General features: G+C 28.2%; 8 protein-coding genes. All 8 read left to right on the forward strand.

Annotation, left to right across the window (positions count from 1 at the left end; all coding sequences use genetic code 11):
* The first annotated feature begins 46 nt into the window (after window positions 1-46).
* The 8 genes from CGEO_RS04135 to CGEO_RS04170 all read left to right on the forward strand — a co-directional run bounded on the left by CGEO_RS04135 (window position 47) and on the right by CGEO_RS04170 (window position 19,072).
* Window positions 47-1,438 carry an ankyrin repeat domain-containing protein gene (locus CGEO_RS04135; protein ID WP_172658075.1) on the forward strand — a complete coding sequence of 464 codons (1,392 nt, stop codon included), beginning with the start codon at window positions 47-49 and terminating at the stop codon, window positions 1,436-1,438.
* Between the two features lie 23 nt (window positions 1,439-1,461).
* Window positions 1,462-3,489 carry an autotransporter outer membrane beta-barrel domain-containing protein gene (locus tag CGEO_RS04140; RefSeq protein WP_172658076.1) on the forward strand — a complete coding sequence of 676 codons (2,028 nt, stop codon included), beginning with the start codon at window positions 1,462-1,464 and terminating at the stop codon, window positions 3,487-3,489.
* 154 nt (window positions 3,490-3,643) lie between these two features.
* Window positions 3,644-4,825, forward strand: coding sequence for an ankyrin repeat domain-containing protein (locus tag CGEO_RS04145; protein ID WP_075540617.1), 1,182 nt, complete (start codon window positions 3,644-3,646; stop codon window positions 4,823-4,825).
* 29 nt (window positions 4,826-4,854) lie between these two features.
* The gene (locus CGEO_RS04150; RefSeq protein WP_172658077.1) at window positions 4,855-6,285 is read left to right on the forward strand and encodes a hypothetical protein; all 1,431 of its coding nucleotides are present in this window, start codon (window positions 4,855-4,857) and stop codon (window positions 6,283-6,285) included.
* 145 nt (window positions 6,286-6,430) lie between these two features.
* Complete coding sequence (locus CGEO_RS04155; protein ID WP_172658078.1) at window positions 6,431-6,940, forward strand: hypothetical protein; 510 nt, start codon at window positions 6,431-6,433, stop codon at window positions 6,938-6,940.
* A gap of 81 nt (window positions 6,941-7,021) precedes the next feature.
* Complete coding sequence (locus tag CGEO_RS04160; RefSeq protein WP_172658079.1) at window positions 7,022-7,693, forward strand: hypothetical protein; 672 nt, start codon at window positions 7,022-7,024, stop codon at window positions 7,691-7,693.
* A 3-nt stretch (window positions 7,694-7,696) separates the two neighbouring features.
* On the forward strand, window positions 7,697-17,137 hold the full coding sequence (locus CGEO_RS10275) for an SPM autocatalytic domain-containing protein (protein WP_172658080.1): 9,441 nt from the start codon (window positions 7,697-7,699) through the stop codon (window positions 17,135-17,137).
* Window positions 17,138-17,806: 669 nt separating this feature from the next.
* Window positions 17,807-19,072 (forward strand): ankyrin repeat domain-containing protein, encoded by a 1,266-nt coding sequence (locus CGEO_RS04170; protein WP_172658081.1) that lies wholly within the window; start codon window positions 17,807-17,809, stop codon window positions 19,070-19,072.
* Window positions 19,073-19,193 lie beyond the last annotated feature (121 nt).

Genomic DNA, 19,193 nt, shown 5'->3' on the forward strand with positions numbered 1-19,193 from the left:
GAATTACAAGGTAAATTTCTATATAAATTTAGATAAAGGAAATACCTTGAAGTTTCTAAAAGAGATTATCGTTATTGTAGTGGTTGGTTTTTTATTTTTAGTGACAAATGACTATTATAAAAGCAAAACTAAACAATCAAATTTTGTTGTGTATCCTAATATGAAGGTTGATTCCAACTCGCCGATATCAAAGTATGTTACCCAAGAAGAAATAAATGCTTTTTCTTATGAAAACTGGGATATAGATGATGATGGCGACCATCGTAAAGAAAACGATTTGCAAAAGCAACTAAGACGCTTTTTAAAAACAAAACAAACTGTATCTGTATTAAATTTTATAAAGGATAACAACCTAAGCGTTGATATGGACATGTTATATGGATTAAGCCCTTTAATGTATTCTAGCTTTTATGATGATGAAGTAACATCTAAAGAGCTTATAAAATTAGGAGCAGATATCAATAAAAAAGATAAGTATAATCTAAGCTCACTAGCTTATGCTATAGAGAACAACTCAACTAAAACTGTAAAACTTTTATTGGATAATGGAGCTAAATTTAATGAAATAAAAACAATACAAGCTTATTTGGGTTCGCCTAATTATAATTTAATTAAAAATATTACTATCAACAAAAATAATATAGATATAAAATATGAAGCAGAATATGGTAAAAAATATATAAGAATATACGAAGACAGCAAAGGCAATGTCTCTACAGATTACTATGCTCCAGAGAGTAGTTTGTTTGAATATATAGTTTATAACAACTTTTTAGAAATAGCAAAAATGTTATTAGAAAGTGGATATAAGCCGTTTACATATAGATTTACCAATGATATAAATGATTTATTGCCTAGCAAAAAAGATGGATTTTATATAGATATTAATGATTCTAAAAATAAAAACGAAATAGATTATTTAAAAAAAGCAAACACTCATTATAATATATTAACTTACATCCCCAACTACGAACCTATGCTAGAACTTATGCTTAAATACAACGTCCCTGGACAACCTACAAAAGAGCAACTAAAAGAGGCGTATGATGAGTGTTATGAAGATAGAGCTTGGTTTTTAAACGGAGATTATGATGATTATATATACAATGCAACAAGACTTAATAAAATTATGGAAAAAGAAGGAATGAAAATAAAACAACCAATCTCTAAAATAGAGTATGATAGTAATAAAGCAAGAACCTTAAGGTATTATAATAAACACTGTACTGATAAAAACGGAACTTTTAAAGATACAAAAGCATATATAGACTATGCAAATGATTATAATAAAAACTATGCAATAGATTCTTTTATTAATAGAAACAAGAATAACCCATCTAAGGTGATTTACCTTGATAAAAACTCAAGTAAGTCTAACTCAAATTTAACAGATGAAAATAAAAATAAAAATAAAAATAAAAACGAAAATTCAAAATAACTAAATTCAAAAAGGAGTATAAGGTGGCAAATTTTGATAAAAAGAAATTTATAAAAGATAGAATTCTTTCAACTGCTGAGATAGGAAAAGGTATATTAAAAGGAGATTCACTAGATGTTGCACAGGGTTTACTTGGTAAGTTAGAGCCACTATATGAAGATATACTTAAAAATGCAAAAACAGAAGAAGAAGCTATAGAAGCCTTAAAAAAAGCTCCACCTAAAAGAATGGCTTTTGTATTTAACGGAGCTGGTATTATAGTGGATTTATTAAATATAAGTAAGATAAATGAATTTAAATTTGATATATTTGAAGGCACAAGTAAAGAAGATGGCAAAGAGCTATATTATAATGAAGAAAGAGCAGCTGGGCTGTATGCACTGAAAGTATTAGCATCAGCTGCTGTAAATTTTGTAGTTTCTAAAAATATAGTTGGTGCTATTTTTACATTTTTTGTTGATACTACAGATATATTTACAAGCAATCATTTGGTTCATATAGATTATTATGACGCAAATCCAGAAAGTGAAGCTAATCTAAATGTTCAAGAAAGAAAATACATAGTAGTAAATCCAAAAGGTGACTTTGATACCATACTTAACTCGGCTTGGAGCGGTATAAGCTCGGATATAAATAGCAATCTTAGAAGAGTGATATTTTCTATTGATGGTGGTAAATCACTAAGAAGTGATAATGTAGAGTTTATATATCACAAAAGATATAAATTAGGGAGTAAGCTAAACACCTTTGAATTTAGACAAGGAAGAGATGAGAAAAAGATAGTCTCTGTTTTAAAACGAATTGGTTATCCAATAAATAATAACAAGATAGCCCATATGACTTTCTCTAAAAATGAAGAGCCTAAACAACTCATAGCCAACTACTATGCTAACTATGGAGCAGGAGCTAGTAGTGTTATGAGTGATTTGGAATATAAAGGTAATATAGACAAATTTATAAAACTAAAACAAGCTGCCGCTTATGCCTTAGAAAACCTAAAAGGATATGCTCTAGCAGGAGATATCTCCAAAAAAGAGTATATAAACATCGAAAACTACTCTGATAACCATCTTAACGATAGAGCTAACTTCTTAAAGCTATATGTTTCAGATACACCAACTTCAAATATAAATTATACCGATGTTAAAAGAGGAATAACTATTGGTGATTTTAAATTAAACGATGATACTGTAGGTTATGAGGTTATATTTGTTGATGGAGATAAACAAGCCATAGACTTGCCAACTTATAAGAGTATATATGGCTATAGCAATGGAGATACTATAAAATATATCCAAGGTACAGCCTACATCGAATCCGGTCTTGGTTGTGATACTATAACTACAGGAGATGGTAATGATATCATCTATACAAATGCAAAAATAGATGATGGAAATGATAAAGAAGATTCTAACACTACTAATACTGTAAACTCAGGTAAAGGTAATGATAAAATATATGGCTCTAAAGGAGTTGATAACATAACTGTAGATGATGGAGTAAATGTTATATATTCTAAAGATAGTGATGATAGTGTAAATACAACCAAAGGTAAAAACACTATCTACTTAGGAGCTGGAAGTGATAGTGTAAATACAAATGGTGGAACTAATACTATCTATACAGGATTAGATAACACAAGCCAAGAAGATAAAGATAGTAAAGATGATATAAATACTATAAATTTAACTAACGGAAATAACACAGTATATGGCTCTAAAGCACAAGATATAGTAACTTCAAATGAAGCTAAAAGCGACATCTTTACTAAAGATGGAGATGATAAAGTAAGTATCAGTGGTGCAGAGTTAAACAATGTATTTACAGGAAGTGGAAATGATACTATAACTATAAATGGCGGCAAAGGGCATATAGTTTATACCCATAAAGATAGCATAGATGGCTTAGACTTAGATACTAAAGATAGTACTAACACAGTAGAGATAAATTTAGGTAAGAATACCATCTATGGTGGTAAAGGCAAGGAAAGCTTAACTATAAAAGATGGAGATAATACAGCCTATCTATATAATTATTTAAAATCAGCATAAATTCAACATCTAAATTCTCTTTAAATTTATATTAAAAAAATTATTAAAATAACATAAATTTAAAGAGCATTTAAATTCCATTGATGTAGAATTACAAGGTAAATTTCTATATAAAACAGGTATAAAACATAACTTCATAAAACAAGGACTAAATTTGAACCAAACATCTAAAAATTTTATCATAACCATAGCTGTTATATTTATAACTATACTTGCATATCTTTATAAAACCAACCAACTACCAAATTTAACCAACCAAACCAACTTCACAATCACTTCAGATACAAACGTTTCTGCTATACCAGGACTTAGTAAGTATGTAACTCAAGAAGAGGTTGATGAGTTTGGGTTTACCTACTGGGATATAGATAACAATTACACTAAGTGGATTGACCCACTTCTTTTACCGCTAAGGTCAGCCTTAAAGGACAAAAATACAACCAAAGTCTTAAACTATCTAAAAGAGCATAACCTAAGTGTAGATGTAAAGATAGAAGATGGAACAACTCCACTTATGTATTCTAGCTTTTATGATGATATAAATACAACCAAAGAGCTTATAAAACTAGGTGCAAATATCCATCAAAAGGATAAATACAAACTTAGCCCACTAGCTTATGCTATAGAGCATAACTCAACTAAGACAGCTAAGCTTTTAGTTGATAATGGAGCTAAATTTGAAGATGTTAAGGTAGTTCAAATTTACCTTCAAAGTCCCATGATAGAAAAGATAATCATAGATAATGATAATATCAATATACTCTATGATGCTAATGCTTCAAGAAAATCAAAAATCAGTGATGGAAAATCGCCTCATAATACATTTTTTTATATAGTCATGAATGGTTTTACGGAAATAGCAGAACTTGCCCTAAAGAGTGGGTATATACCAAATTGCACACAAAATAATATTTATGATGAACTTTGCTATAAGGAGTTAACTAACATCCCCAACTACGAACCTATGTTAGAACTTATGCTTAAATACAACGTCCCTGGACAACCCACAAAAGAGCAACTAAAAGAGGCGTATGAGAAATGCTATAGAGGTTATAAATTAAGATATGACTTACAACAAGACTATATAAAAAAAGGTATAGTTCAAAAAATCAAGCATTTAGAAAATTATACAAAGCATTGCTCTGATGAAAACGGAACTTTTAAAGATACAAAAGCATATATAGACTATGCAAATGATTATAATAAAAACTATGCAGTAGATTCTTTCATTAATAGAAACAAGAATAACCCATCTAAGGTGATTTACCTTGATAAAAACTCAAGTAAGTCTAACTCAAATTTAACAGATAAAAATAAAAATAAAAATAAAAACTAAAAATAAATAAATTCAAAAAGGAGTACCATATGTCAAACTTTAGTCGTTCTAACTATATAAAAGATAAAGTTCAAAAATACAGTGCAAACATAGCTGGTATAGTTAACAACTACAACGACCCTGTTGGACTTGCAAAAGAATTAACTGATTTGTTTAAAAACGCAATAGAAGATACTATCGATAAAAATGTCAAAGATGCTAGTGAAGCAGATAAGCAGTTTGCTAATATGCAGAAAAAAAGAGTTGGAATTTATATAGATGGTAAATTTACTATTATAGACCTAACTGTTTCTCAAATTCTTTTTAATAGCTTTCTTGTAGATACAAGCGGTTCTAGTATAGATGATGGAAATGATAAACTATATTTACACATAGAAAAATCAGAAATATTATATGCTATAAAAAGAACTGTAGGAAATGCTATAGATATACTAATATCAAGAACTTGGGTAGGAGCTATAGTGGCTGCTATAGTTGATATACCAAATTTAATAACTTCTAACCACACTATAGCAGTTGAATATAGAGATAAAAACTCTAATGATATAAAAGAAAGAAAATACATCCTTTATAATGCTACAGACTTTGATACATCACTAAGTAGTGAATGGAGAAATATAAGCTCGGATATGAATACTCTTGATAGAGTTATCTTTACAAGAAATGATACTCCAGTAGAGTTTATATATCATAAAGAGTATGGTCAATACAAGGGTGGAAAACTATATGATAATACCTTTGAATTTAGACAAGGAAGAGATGAGAAAAAGATAGTCTCTGTTTTAAAACGAATTGGTTATCCAATAAATAATAACAAGATAGCCCATATGACTTTCTCTAAAGGTGAAGAGCCTAAACAACTCATAGCCAACTACTATGCTAACTATGGAGCAGGAGCTAGTAGTGTTATGAGTGATTTGGAATATAAAGGTAATATAGACAAATTTATAAAACTAAAACAAGCTGCCGCTTATGCCTTAGAAAACCTAAAAGGATATGCTCTAGCAGGAGATAAGCCTATAAGCGAATATAATGATAGCTTAACAATCTACTCTGATAACCATCTTAACGATAGAGCTAACTTCTTAAAGTTAAGAGTTCAAGAACTAACTGGTTCTGCTGGAATTTATAGAAATACACACTATTATGATACAAAAGAGAATATATCTGCTGGAGATAAAAACACTATATATAATGAAAAGGTTGATAAAGTAGTGTTTATAACTGGAGATTATACGGACTCTAGGAGTTTATTTGGTAAAAAAAGATTCTATGGATATAGTGATGATAATACCATAATTAGCTCTGATGATATAGGTGTTTACATCGAATCCGGTCTTGGTTGTGATACTATAACTACAGGAGATGGTAATGATATCATCTATACAAATGCAAAAATAGATGATGGTGATGATACTCGGAACATAAAACATAAATTTAAGAATAAACTAGCTTCTTAAATTTATGTTTTATTTATATTTATTTAAGTGATGTTTTAATTATTTAGTGTTAAAATCGTATGCTTTTATATTTCAATCACAATAGGAGTTTATTTGAATAAGGATAAATTTGAATTGTTGAAAAAAGAGTACGAGGAGTTTAGAGATGAACACCACTATATGGTGCACTACTTTGATGCGACATTTTATAAATTTTATGAGCGATTTTTTTCCAAATATCGAAATTTACGCTAATGCAAATAAAATGCCAGAACTTTGTGCATTTTATTTTAGCTATACGTGGGCGGTTTGCGCTTTTGTATTAATTTGGTATATTTATAGGTTGCCGCGTATTAATAAGGATGCTAGAGAGTATTTTGGTATTGGTGAATTTAAGGGCAAGGGTATTTTTAAGGAGAAATTTATACCAGTTGCAAATGGCGGAATCAATGGTTTTGCGCTATGGGTATTTAGTATTTTATTTTTTGGTTTTGCAGTGTATATAAATTTTTCAGGTCATCTGGTTGATTCTACTATTGGCAGATGGATGTTTGATAGGTTCGGGATACTTTTGGTTGCTGTGTTCCAGAACTTAGCGGTTGTTATGGTTTTTTTTTGCCATGATATACAAAATCATCGACACAATAAACTTAAACAGATTAAAAAATATTTATAAATTATTAATATTTAAGTAGTGTTTTATTAAATTTATATATAATTATATAGTTATTTATACGGAAAATTTACAAGGTTGGTTATGAATTTATCTAAAGAAGAATTTGAAACATTACAAAAAGAATATGATGAACTTAAAGATAAAAATGATGTTAGTATCTCCTTTTTTAATTACTGTTTTTTACATATAGTGTTTTCGCTTGCGGTTTTTATTATACCTACAAATATATTGACAATTTTTCCATTCTTAAAATGTTTTACTAGCTTTATGAGTCAATATTTTCCAAATATCGAAATTTACGCTAATGCAAATAAAATGCCAGAACTTGTTGAGTTCTATTTTAGCTATTTATGGGTTGTTTGTATTATTTTATCTGTATGGTATATTTATAAGATGGCAAGCATAGCAAGAGGAGTTAAGGCATATTTTGGTGTTGGTGAATTTTCAAATAAACGTATCTTTAATGAAAAGTTTATCCCTGTTTTAGATAAGCAATATGGTAATAGTAAAGGATTATTGATGGTGTTATTAAACATATTATTTTTTGGTTTTGGATTGTATTTGGATTTTTCGGGAAATATATTAGATTCTATGCTTGGCAGATGGATGTTTGATAGGTTTGGGATATTTCTTATGGGTGCATATCAAATTATAGTGGTGTTTGGTCTTTTTGTAATGCCGTATTATATTGCAATTATGAGCATAAACTACAATAAATTTAAAAATAAATTAAAATTTAATACAAAGGAGTAAAAAATGACACAAGAGCAAAAAGAACAACAAGCAAGATTTGAAGGCATTATGAAAGGTATTATTGAAGCTACAAATGATAGAAATAAAGGTATATCTTTAGGTAAATTATCAGAACTAGGCGCATTAGCTAAATCATATTCATATGTAGATAATATGGCAACAGTTTATAAGATAGCTAACGATAAAGATAAGGCAGGAGCATTGGGTTTTGAGACTAGTAAGTTGGCTGGTATTGCCGCTGGTATAAAGCTTGGAATAAATATAGGAAAGCCTATAAAAAATGGAAGAATAAAAGCTTTTATTACATTTATTGGCGGTGCAATTGGTGCTTATATTGGTGAAAATGGTGTTAGCCATTTTGAGGCACAAATACGAAATAGTTCTAATTCTATTTTAAATCCACTTTCTTTTCTATTTAACCCATTCGACTTTAGATGGAACGGCAAAGACCCTAGTTGGTTAGAAAATTTTAAAGATTTTTGGAATCCTTTCCTAAACCCTACAATCTATGACCCATTAGTCTTAGACTTAAATGGAGATGGAGTAATCAATACTCTAACTCTACAAGATTCAAACATCCATTTCGACCATAACTCAGATAATATATCCTTTAAAACTTCTTGGGTAGATAAAGTTGATGGAATACTAGTAATAGATAAAAACAGCAATGGAATCATAGATAATGGAAATGAGTTATTTGGAAACTTTACAAATATAAATAACAATAATTTAAGTATAAATAATGGAACTAACATAAATTCAAACATTCAATCAGTTAATTTAAATATATCTACTAATCAAGATTTAGATAAAAACAAAATTAATTTAAATTCAAACAATGCAAATATAGATAATTTAACTAACAATCCAACTAATACTCCAAACTCGCAAACAAAATTTGCCTCTAATGGATTTAAAGCACTAAAAGAGTATGACTCAAACAATGATGGTATTATCGATGACAATGATAAAGAGTTTTTAAATTTAAAGATTTGGCAAGATATGAATGAAGATGCTATAACAGATAAAGGCGAGTTAAAGACACTTAATGAGCTTGGGATTAAATCTTTAAATTTGACAAACATTCAAACTATAAATAAACAATTAGATAAAGATAATACACTAGAACTAATCAGCTCTTTTACTAAATTTGATAACTCTACTCATGCTTTAGCAGATATAAATCTAAGCGTAGATACAACTAGTTCAATTCATAAAGATAATATAAATCTTACATTAGAGCAAAGCAAAGTAGCAAATGTAAAAGGATATGGGTTTTTAAGAGATTTGAATGAAGCAGCAGCCATTTCGCATGAACTAAATGGTATTTTAAATACATATTCACTATCTTCTTCTAAAAAAGCTCAACTAGAGCTTTTGCCTACTATCGTATCTTTATGGACTAAAACTTCAACTAAAGAAAGTGCTAATATAACGTTAAATAAAGCTAAGTTGTTTGATGATATAGATAGTAACGTTTTATACGATACTACATCGCTACAACATCTAACATTATCTCATATATCTACTAACCCAAGAGCCATGAGACTAACTCCATCGCAAATGAATACATACAGAAACTTTCAAATATCACAAGATATGTTAAATGAGTTTGAAACACTCAGACCAAAACTTGCTATAATAAATTCTTTTAATGGTAAATCAGTAGATAGTGTTTATATAACATCTAATAATGATTTTATAAACCTAAAAAACAGAATTAATCAAACTTATGATAGTATATTAGACTTTACTTATAAATCACTTCTAACACAGACAAGGCTAAAAAAATATATAGATTTGATTAACATTGATATTATTCAAACACCTAATCAAGATAGCGCATCGGCTACTTCAAATATAAATACTACAGAAAATATAAAATTTGAATTTAAGTTAGATTATAATGCTGCGCTAGAGCTATTTAAAAGAAATAACCAACTAAACCCCAAACAAGCCTTCATAGATTTAGCTGAGTTTATAGATCTATTTGAAAGTAAAAGTGATATAGAAGATGGGTTAGCTCTTCTTTCAAACTTTGCTATAAATGCAAAAGAACAAGGAGTCTTAAAAGAGTATCTAAACACTCTTTCTAAAGATACCGTTTTAAACCTCTCTACTCAAATAGGAACAAATAACAATGATACTCTAATAGGCTCAAACATCTTAGATGGTAAAGATAGTCTAAAAGGACTTGATGGAGATGATATACTAATAGGTGGAGTTGGAGATGATGTTTTAAATGGCGGAAAAGGAAGCGATACATATATATTTTCTAAAAACTTTGGAAATGATACTATAGATAACTATGATACCACTAATCAAATAAAAGATAGTAATTTAAATAAAAATAGCTTAAATCTAAATTCGCCAACAAGTTTAAATAATTCTTCAAATTTATTAAATAATACTTTAAATAACAATTCAAGCACTATAAATGATAGCTCTTTGAATTTAAACATTTATAATAACTCAAACTCTATCTTAGATAAAAAAATCGATACTATTAAATTTATAGATGGTATCAAACAAAAAGATGTTAGTTTTAAAAGAGACAGTCTTGATTTAGTTATAAGTGTAGATATATCAGATGATAGTAGTGCTTTATTAAATTTAACTAATCCAACCCAAACAAATACTATAAGAGTATTAAACTTCTTTAAAGATGATGCTACTTTAAACTATGTCATAGATAAGGTTGTATTCAAAGACTCAAACCAAACTCTACTACTAGAAGAGATTATAAATCAAACTATGAAATCATCACAGCATAATGATAATATAGAAGTCTTTTATAAAAACAAAGATTATACTATAAACTCACTTAGTGGGGATGATAAGATAATAACTAAAGATGGAAACGATACTATCTATTCAGAAGATGGCAATGATACTATAGATAGCGGAAGTGGAGATGACTATATAGATGGTGGAAGAGGAGATGATAATATATATGGCGGGGATGGCGATGATGTTATTATAGGTGGAAGCGGAGACGATACATTACAAGGTGGTATGGGAAGTGATAGGTATATATTCTTCAAAGATTTTGGAAATGATACAATCATAAACTTTAACCCGGACAGCAGTAAAGATAGTATTAAATTTAGTGATGGTATAGTTAAAGATAATATAGTATTTAAAAGAGATAACTTAAACTTAGTTTTTATACTAAAAGATAATGCAAACTACTTAGCTAATACTACATCAAACTCAAACATCCTTAAAAACAGTATAGCCAACTATGAAGATATAACCACAAACCAAGATATAAATAAAATAACTATAATAGACTTCTTTAGAAAGACAGGCTCAAAGCTTTATAATGCTATAAATGAGATAGAATTTAGCGATGGAAATACTATGAGTTTAAGAGATATCGCAAATCATCTAGCACTAAATGCCGATGATAGTGATAATACCATAGAGGCTTTAAGTGATGATAGTTACGTTGTAGATGCTAAAGGTGGAGATGATGTTATAGTTACAAAAGGCGGAAATGATACTTTAATAGGTGGAGCTGGCAATGACACTTTACAAGGTGGGCTTGGAAATGATACTTATATATTTGGCAAAGAGTTTGGTAAAGATGTTATCATAAACAACAACCCAAATGCTTTATCTATAGATACTATTAAATTTATAGATGGTATAAGCAAGGATGACATACTCTTTAGCATTAAAGATAATGATTTGGTTATAACTTTAAAAAACAATCAAGAAAATTTCATCACTATAAAAGAATTTTATAAACAAGAGTATGGTGTATATAATAATACAATTACTAGTATAGAATTTGATGATTTAGCTACTATGCATTTAGATGATATAAATAAAGCAATTATAGATAATAAATCTAGCGATATAGTAAAAACAATATCTTCATATGGATATGACATAGATAAAAGTGATAGTAAAGTAGGTGTTAGTATAGATTTATCAAATGGCGATGATAGTATAGTAGCAAGTAGCTTTAATGATACTATACACTCAAACAGTGGAAATGATATTATAAATGGTGGAAGTGGAGATGACTACATAAATGCAGGAGCTGGCAATGATATCATAACTGGTGGTAAGGGTAATGATAGCTTGCAAGGTGGAAAAGGAAATGATACTTATGTGTTTGGAAAAGAATTTGGTAAAGACGTTGTTATAAACTATAAAGATAGCATAAATGAGATAGATATTATTAAATTTATAGATGGCATTAGAAAAGAGGATTTGATATTTAAACAAACTAATTTGGATTTAACTATAGCTATTAAAGATACAAACGATTCTATCCTTATCCAAAATTTTTATAAAACATATACAGATAAAGCAGATTTTATTATAAATAAAATAGAATTTGATGATAAGTCGTTTTTAAATCTAAAAGATATCAATGAGCTGGCGTTTGAATTTATAGATAATGATAGCAATCTTGTATCGGTAACTACAAATGATAACTACTTAATCAATATATCTAAACTAAATAATGGCAAAGAGATATCTACGCTTGGTGGTAATGATATTATAACGGGTAGTAGTGGAGATGATATTATAAATGCAGGAGCTGGCAATGATATCATAACCGGTGGTAAAGGAAATGATACTTTACAAAGCGCAAAAGGAAATGATACCTATGTATTTGGAAAAGAATTTGGTAAAGATATTATAGTCTCTATTCGTGGTGGTGGAAATGGCGATAAAGATAAGATAAAGTTTATAGATGGTATTAGAAAAGAGGATTTATTATTTACCCAAGACAAATTAGACTTGATTATATCTTTAAAAAATAGCAACGACTCTATAGTTGTAGAAAATTTCTATAGCATATATCGTGATGAGAGTAGAAATAAAATATCTTTAATAGAATTTGATGATTTAACTACACTATCTTTAAAACGCATTAATGAACTTGCTTTGCTTGGCAGTTCTGTTGATAAGCTTGTAAATACAAATGATGATTATACTATAGATAAAACATCATCAACACTAAGCTTAAACATAGCTACTCTTAAAGGCAATGATACTATAAAAAGCGGAAGTGGCGATGATAGTATAAATGCAGGAGATGGTAACGATACTATCATGGGTGGAGTTGGAAATGATACTATAAATGGTGGAGCTGGAAATGATGTTTATGTGTTTGGTTGGGGCTTTGGACAAGATACGATTATAAATCATAAAACAAATACAAACGAAATAGATACTATAAAATTTGTTGATGGTATTAGAAAAAATGATTTGATATTTAGGCAAGATGGTTTAAATTTGATAATTTCATTAAAACATAGTAATGATTTTATTATCATTGAAAATTTCTATAAATTATATGAAGGCACATCAAAACATATAGTAGATAAAATAGAATTTGATGATAATAGCTCTTTAAATATTAAAGATATCAATGAATTAGCACTTAAATTTATTGATAACAGTTCTGATAATGTCTTAGTAACTACAAATGATAACTATGAAGTAAATTTAAATAAAGTTGAAAAAGGAAAAATCATAACCACACTAGGTGGTAACGATAATATAATTAGTAGTGATAAAAATGATACTATAAATTCAGGAAGTGGTGATGATAAGATATCTGCTAATGATGGAAATGATAAAATCTATGCCTTAAGTGGAGCTGATTATATCGATGGTGGAATGGGAGATGACTACATAGATGCCGGAAGTGGAGATGATGTACTTATAGGTGGAGCTGGTAATGATATATTACTTGGTGGAAATGGAAGTGATAGGTATGTATTTGATAAAGACTTTGGAAATGATATAGTCATTAATAAAAAAGATGATTATAGCTTTGATATTATTGAATTTATAGATAATACTACTAAAGATGATTTGATATTTAAACAAATAAATTTAGACTTAAAAATATATCATAAATCCAGCAATAGCTCTATAACTGTAAAAGAGTTTTATACTATTGATAATAATAAAGCTTTAAATACAATAGATCAAATCCTCTTTAAAGATGGATCTTATATAAATTTAAAAGAGATAAATCAGTTAGCTTTAAATCATGCAGATGATGATAGTATCAGACTAGATGTAGTTACAAATGATAATTACACTCTTAGTGCAGGAGCTAAAGATGATAGTATAACTATGCTTGGTGGAGACGATTATATAAATTCAAACGAGGGAAATGATGGGATATTTGCTGGAGCAGGAAAAGACTATATAGACTCTGGAAGTGGTGATGATTATATAGACTCTGGAAGTGGAGATGATATACTTGTAGGTGGAGCTGGTAATGATAGATTAATAGGTTCAAGTGGTGATGATATATATAGATTTTTTAAAGGCTTTGGCAAGGATACTATAATCAATCAAAAAAGCACTTTAGAAGAGATTGATACTATAGAATTTGCAGATGGAATTAAAAAAGATGATGTCATCTTTAAACAAAAAGATGATAACTTGGTTATATCTTTAAAAGATAGTGGTGATAGTATAGAGGTAATTAACTTTTTTAAAGATGTAAGTTTTACTGTAGATAGGGTTAAATTTAGTGATGGCTCGCTACTAAGTCTTAAAGATATGATATATTTAAGCTTGATTAATACAACACAAGGCGATGATAAGATATCTGTTTTACAAGATGATGATTATACTATATATGCCAAAGGTGGCAATGATACAGTTATAACTAAAGGTGGAGATGATTATATAGATGCTGGAATGGGAGATGACTATATAGATACAGGTGCTGGTGATGATATACTTATAGGTGGAAGTGGCAATGATATCTTAATAGGTGGAAGTGGTAATGATAGATATGTTTTTAATAGTGGCTTTGGAAAAGATATTATAGATAATGCTGGCTTTGGATACGATAAGATAGAATTAGATAACATAAAAGCACAAGATCTATCTTTTATCTATTATGAAAATAAAGATGAGCTAATTATAACTTTAAAAAATAGCGACGATAGTATAAGTGTTAAGAACTTTGTCAAAGAACCTATAGAGGAGATTGTTTTTAGCAATAATGAAAAACTATATAAACAAGATATTATAAATAAAGCAACTATTATAGGTAGCGATGATGAAATAGTTATGCTTAAAGATGGCATATTTAATGCAAAAACAGGAGATGATATTTATAATATAGCAAAACTAGGTATAAATGTAGTTATAGATGATAAATTTAGCATCTTTGGTATAGATAGATATAGCGGAAACAATACATTAAAATTTGGCATGGATATAGATAAAAATGACCTATCCTACAAGATAGATAAAAAAGATCTAAATATTAGCCTAAAAGATAACCCTAGTACAAATATAACTATAAAAAACTTCTTTGATAATCACTCTTTGATTGAAACTCTTAAATTTAGTGATAACTCATCTTTAAATTTAAAAGAGGTTGTATTTGATAAGTTTAAACCAGTTATTACTAGCTCTGTATTTAATCTTAATGAAGATAGTACCTTAGACTCTATCTTAAAGGTAGATAACCCACTAAATACAAATCTAACTTATGAATTAGTATCAAGTGCTTCAAACTCAACGTTTGATTTAAAAGATGATGCTAGCTTTAAACTTATTCCAAATTTAAACTTTAATGGCAAAGATAGTATAACTTTAAAAGTAACAAATGAGTATGGTATGAGTAGTACTAAAAAGATAGTATTTGATATAGCACCTATAAATGATGCTCCTATGTTTGAGTCTAAACATACTATATATGAGTTAAATGATATTAGAGATTTAAACTTTGTATTAAAAGCAGATGATATAGATAGTGATAATTTAACATTTAGTATTAAAAAAGATAGTTTAAATGGTAATTTAACTATTGGCGATAATGGAGCATTTAGTTATAAACCTAATAAGCTATTTATAGGAAAAGATAGTGCTATTATCATAGTTAGCGATACATACAATGCTATTGATGAAATCTTAGTAGAGTTTGATATAAAGGTAAGCAGCCCAGTTATAAAAACAGATATTTTAAATATAAGTGAAGATAAAAATTTAGTAGCAAATATAGATATTATAAATAAAACAAGCTCAAACCTAACCTATGAGATACTAAACTCTCCACTAAATTTAAAGGCAAATTTAGATAAAGATAATAATCTATCTTTAATACCAAATCTAAACTATAATGGAAGTGATAGTATAACCTTAAAAGTAACAAATGAGTATGGATTAAGTGATATAAAAACTATAAGCTTAGAGGTAGCACCAGTAAATGATGCTCCAGAGTTTAAAGAGTTAATAACTGCATATGAACTTAAAAACACAAGCACCATATCAAGTAGTTTCGATGCATTTGATGTTGATGGTAATAAACTTAGTTATAAGATTATTAAAGATAGTAAACATGGAGTAATAAGCTTAGATGATAGTGGAGTATTCTCCTATACAAAAGATACAAATTTTATAGGTAAAGATAGTGCTATAGTAGAAGTAAGTGATGGTAAACTAACAGCTACTAAAGAGCTTATATTTAACTCCTTAGGATACCAAGTAGATAGTAACTTAGATATAACCATACTACCAAATCAGACTATAGATACTACGCTTAAACTAAGTAACTCTTATAAAGAGGATATTAGCTTTATAAAAGATAGTGAGAATCTTATTATAAAAGATAGCGTTACAAACTCAAGTATTACATTAAAAGAGTATTTTACATCTAAACATTTGATAAAAGAGATATCTTTTAAAGATAAAACTACTGTAAATATCTCTAATGAAAATCTATCTTTAGTAGCTAAACAGTGGTGGCAAATAAATCCACAAGCTAGATTAAACACTAGTGGAGTTATAGTATCAAATACAAATAACTCAATTCTATATGGAAGTGGCAAAAACGATACAATCATATCAACTAGCACCAACTCAACCATACGCTCATATGAAGGGGATGACTTTATCTATGCTAAAGATAACAATACTATCTACTCATACTCCGGTAACGATACAATCATATCTTATAACAATGACATAGTATATGCAGGAAATGATGATGACACCTTAATATCTAAAGCAAACAACTCAACTCTACAAGGAGAAAATGGTAATGATACATATATCATAACTAAAGAAGCAACCAACACAACTATAAAAGATAAAGAGCTAATAAATTTAATAGAAGGTGGAGATGATACCTTAATACTTAAAGGAGTTAAAAAAGAAGAGATTAGCTTTAAACTAGATGGAGTATTTATGCAAGACTTAGTTATAAGATATGGAAGCGATAACAACACTACTTTAACAATCAAAAACCAAACAAACAAATATTCTCAAATAGAGACAATCAAACTAGATGATAACTCATTTATCTCAAATGAACAAATAGATAAGATAATACAACAAGTAAATGCTTATACGAGCGATAATGGTATATCAAACATAACTCACGATGAAGCAAGAAACAATCAAGCCATTATGCAAATATATGCTAGTGGATGGGGAAGTTAAGAGTTAAGAGATATAAAAGAAACAAGTAAGTAAAGAAAAGATAAAAAAGAAAGAAGTGAATCTATAAAAAAGGTAAAGAATTAAAGAGATAAACAATAAACAAAAAAAGTATAAGAGATGGCAAGAGTATATGCTAACCATCTCTTTTATTTAAACATTATCTAACTCTTTGGTTTAGATATTATATAAATTTAGAATATAGACTAATCTTTAAATATAAAAAACATCTTTAGTTTTTACTATAAAAACAAAGAATAAAGTTATTAAAGATAAATCAGAGAAAGATAAAAGAAAGAAACGAATCTATAAAAGAGATAAAGAAAAATAAAATAAGATAAAATCAAAATTAAAATTAGACACTGGATTTTAAATCTAGTGTCTTTTGCTAAAAGTATTGAATTTACAAGCTATATATAAAAACCATCGAAGAAAAAGAAATTACAACTTATTTAAGCCAAAGAAAAATACTTAAAATATAATGGATTCTAAATATCAAAGATTTTCAAATCATATATACGACTAATAAAAATTCTCTTTAAATTCATATTAAAACATCATTAAAATAACATAAATTTAAAGAGCATTTAACTTCCATTGATGTAGAATTACAAGGTAAATTTCTATATAAAAACAGGTATAAAACATAACTTTATAAAATAAGGACTAAATTTGAACCAAACATCTAAAAATTTTATCATAACCATAGCTGTTATATTTATAACTATACTTGCATATCTTTATAAAACCAACCAACTACCAAATTTAACCAACCAAACCTCTCACTTCACAATCACTTCAGACACAAACGTTTCTGCTATACCAGGACTTAGTAAGTATGTAACTCAAGAAGAGGTTGATGAGTTTGGGTTTAGCTATTCTGATATCCATTGTGATAAGGAGACAAATTCCACTCTTATACCACTAAGAAATGCACTACAAGAAAAAGACACTTATAAAGTTATAAACTTTTTAAAAGAGCATAATCTAAGTGCGGATATTAAAATGGTAGATGGAAAGACTCCTATAATGTATAGCTCTTTTTATAATGATTTAAATACAACAATGGAATTATATAAAATAGGAGCAAACCTACATATTAAAGATAGATATAAACTAAATGCTCTAGCATATGCTATAAGCATAAACTCTGCGAACACAGTTAAATTTCTACTTGATAATAATGTAGCTATGCAAGAAACCCCAGTGGTTCAAATGTATGGTGCAGGAGTAGCTAGTTTCTATAGACAGATAGATAAGATTATTATAAATAACTATGATATGCAGATAGGTTATGAAACAGGAATAACTCTGTTTAAGTGCGGAGAAGGTAGATATGGTGATGGTTTAAATCCTTTTTTATACATAGTTTATTCAAATTTATATGACACAGCAAAAGTTGTTTTAGAAAGTGGATATAAGCCAACTGAATGCAGTTGGGGTTCTAATAAATACGCAGTTGATTGCTATAAAAAGATAACAGAATATGACAACTACGAACCTATGCTAGAACTTATGCTTAAATACAACGTCCCTGGACAACCTACAAAAGAGCAGCTAAAAGAGGCGTATGATGAGTGTTATGAATTTTACTATGATAAATGTTTTTATGATTATAAAAATCAATGTAATCCAGTATTTGAAATATATCCTGAAATTTATGCTTTAAAAAATAAATATAAAATGTTTAAGAGATATTGTCCTGATAAAAATGGAACTTTTAAAGATACAAAAGAATTTATTAATTATAAAAATGCAAAAAATAGGTCTTATTCTATATCATCTATCATAGCTAGTGATATGAAAAATGTTTTTATAAAAGATAAAAATATTACGCTAGAAAATTTAATGATTGATACATATAAAAAAAGCACCAACGAAAATGAAAAAGATTTTCTTAAAACATATTATTTAAAGAATTATAAGAATGATTTTTAAGTATTTAAAAATTAAGGTGATTTACCTCGATAAACACTCAAGTAAGTCTAACTCAAATTTAACAGATGAAAATAAAAATAAAAATAAAAAATAAAACTAAAAACTAAAAATAACTAAATTC

Source organism: Campylobacter geochelonis (genome assembly GCF_013201685.1).
In the GTDB taxonomy this organism is placed as follows: Bacteria; Campylobacterota; Campylobacteria; order Campylobacterales; family Campylobacteraceae; genus Campylobacter_B; species Campylobacter_B geochelonis.